The organism is Microbacterium sp. Bi128, from assembly GCF_918698205.1.
Map to the genome: position 1 here is coordinate 1 of NZ_CAKKMM010000650.1, position 2770 is coordinate 2770.

Here is a 2770-nt window from a genome sequence, read left to right on the forward strand (position 1 = left end):
CATCGAAACCCCGTACCGCCTTGTCGCCGAGGGTGTCGTCTCCGATGAGGTCAAGTACCTCACGGCCGACGACGAAGCCGAGGTCCTGATCGCACAGGCCAACGCACCGCTCGACGAGAACAAGCGTTTCGCGGAAGAGACCGTCCTGGTCCGTGCCCGCGGTGGTGGAGGCGAGCCTGTGCTGGTTCCCGCCGCCGACGTCGAGTTCATGGACGTTTCCCCGCGCCAGATGGTGTCCGTGGCTACCGCCCTGATCCCGTTCCTCGAGCATGACGATGCCAACCGTGCACTCATGGGTGCCAACATGCAGCGCCAGGCCGTGCCGCTGGTCCGTTCCGAGGCACCGTTCGTCGGTACCGGCATGGAGCGCGCCGCAGCCGTCGACGCCGGTGACGTTGTCATCGCCAAGAAGGCCGGTGTGGTTACCGAGGTCTCCGCTGAGCTGGTCATCATGCTCAACGACGACGGTACGGAAACCAACTACCGCATCAACAAGTTCGCCCGTTCCAACCAGGGCAACTGCTACAACCACCGTGTCCTGGTAAGCGAAGGCCAGCGCCTGGAGGTCGGCGGCATCATCGCTGACGGCCCGGCAACGGACCAGGGCGAGCTCGCCCTCGGTAAGAACCTGCTCGTGGCATTCATGTCATGGGAAGGCCACAACTTCGAGGATGCCATCATCCTCTCCCAGCGCATCGTGGCCGAGGACGTCCTGTCCTCGATCCACATCGAGGAGCACGAGATCGATGCCCGCGACACCAAGCTTGGTGCCGAGGAAATCACCCGTGACATCCCGAACGTGTCTGAGGAAGTCCTGGCAGGCCTGGACGAGCGCGGCATCATCCACATCGGTGCCGAGGTTGAGGCCGGCGACATCCTGGTCGGTAAGGTCACCCCCAAGGGCGAGACCGAGCTGACCCCGGAAGAGCGCCTGCTGCGCGCCATCTTCGGTGAGAAGTCCCGCGAAGTGCGCGACACCTCCCTGAAGGTGCCGCACGGCGAGTCCGGCACCGTGATCGGTGTCCGCGTCTTCGACCGCGACAACGACGACGAGCTGCCCCCGGGCGTCAACCAGCTGGTGCGCGTCTACGTCGCTGCCAAGCGCAAGATCACCGACGGCGACAAGCTCGCCGGCCGCCACGGCAACAAGGGTGTTATCTCCAAGATCCTTCCGATCGAGGACATGCCCTTCCTTGCCGACGGCACCCCCGTTGATATCGTCCTGAACCCGCTGGGTGTTCCGGGCCGCATGAACGTCGGCCAGGTGCTGGAAACGCACCTCGGCTGGGTTGCCAAGACCGGCTGGAAGATCGAGGGCGAGCCCGAGTGGGTCAAGCAGCTGCCGAACCTGCCACGCGAGAGTGGCCAGACCACTGTGGCGACGCCGGTCTTCGACGGTGCGCGTGAAGAGGAAATCACGGGCCTGCTCGATTCCACCAACGTCACCCGCGACGGCGACCGCCTGATCAACTCTTCCGGCAAGACCCGTCTGTTCGACGGCCGCTCCGGCGAGCCGTTCCCGGATCCGATCTCGGTCGGCTACATGTACATCCTGAAGCTCCACCACCTGGTGGACGACAAGATCCACGCCCGCTCCACCGGCCCGTACTCCATGATCACGCAGCAGCCGCTGGGTGGTAAGGCACAGTTCGGTGGCCAGCGCTTCGGTGAAATGGAAGTGTGGGCGCTCGAAGCTTACGGCGCCGCGTACACGCTCCAGGAACTGCTGACGATCAAGTCGGATGATATCCACGGTCGTGTGAAGGTCTACGAAGCCATCGTCAAGGGCGAGAACATCCCCGAGCCGGGCGTTCCTGAGTCCTTCAAGGTCTTGATCAAGGAAATGCAGTCGCTGTGCCTGAACGTGGAAGTGCTTTCCACGGACGGAACCACAATTGAAATGCGTGACTCTGATGACGCAGTCTTCACGGCTGCGGAAGAACTGGGCATCGATCTGTCTCGTGCAGAGCCCAGTTCCGTAGAAGAGGTTTAGCAGGGGGTTTACGACGGCGGGTTCGCACTCGCCGTCGTAAGCCACCTCCCTCTTCCCGTAACCCAAGACTTCAGAATTTAGAGAACAAGAGAGAACAGGGACCATATGTCCAGCGAATCCTCCTTCGGCCTCATGCAGATCGGCCTCGCCACCGCGGAAGACATCCGTGGCTGGTCGTACGGCGAGGTTAAGAAGCCGGAAACCATCAACTACCGCACGCTCAAGCCCGAGAAGGACGGCCTCTTCTGCGAGAAGATCTTCGGCCCGTCCCGCGACTGGGAATGCTACTGCGGTAAGTACAAGCGCGTGCGCTTCAAGGGCATCATCTGCGAGCGGTGTGGCGTTGAGGTCACCCGTGCGAAGGTCCGCCGTGAGCGCATGGGCCACATCGAACTCGCCGCCCCGGTCACGCACATCTGGTACTTCAAGGGTGTTCCCTCCCGCCTGGGCTACCTCCTTGACCTGGCACCGAAGGACCTCGAAAAGGTCATCTACTTCGCCGCCTACATGATCACGAGCGTCGACGCCGACAGCCGCCACGAAGAACTGCCCAACCTCCAGGTTGAGCACGACATCGAGAAGAAGCAGCTGATCGACAACCGCGACTCGGACATCGCCACGATCGCCCGCGACCTTGAGAACGAGCTTGCCCGTCTCGAAGGCGAAGGCGCGAAGGCTGCCGACAAGAAGAAGGCCCGCGACTCCGCTGACCGCCAGATGGCGAACGTCCGCAAGCGTGCCGACGCCGAAATCGAGCGCCTCGAGCAGGTCTGGGAC

1 protein-coding gene and 1 pseudogene are annotated in these 2770 nt (G+C 62.9%); both read left to right on the forward strand.

Features of this window, described 5'->3' with window-relative positions:
- Positions 1-1993, forward strand: a 1993-nt coding sequence (locus tag LQV45_RS24315) for a DNA-directed RNA polymerase subunit beta (protein ID WP_230009184.1), incomplete at its 5' end; no start/stop codon positions are given.
- A 105-nt stretch (positions 1994-2098) separates the two neighbouring features.
- A pseudogene (locus LQV45_RS24320) lies at positions 2099-2770 on the forward strand (DNA-directed RNA polymerase subunit beta'); the annotation flags it as partial.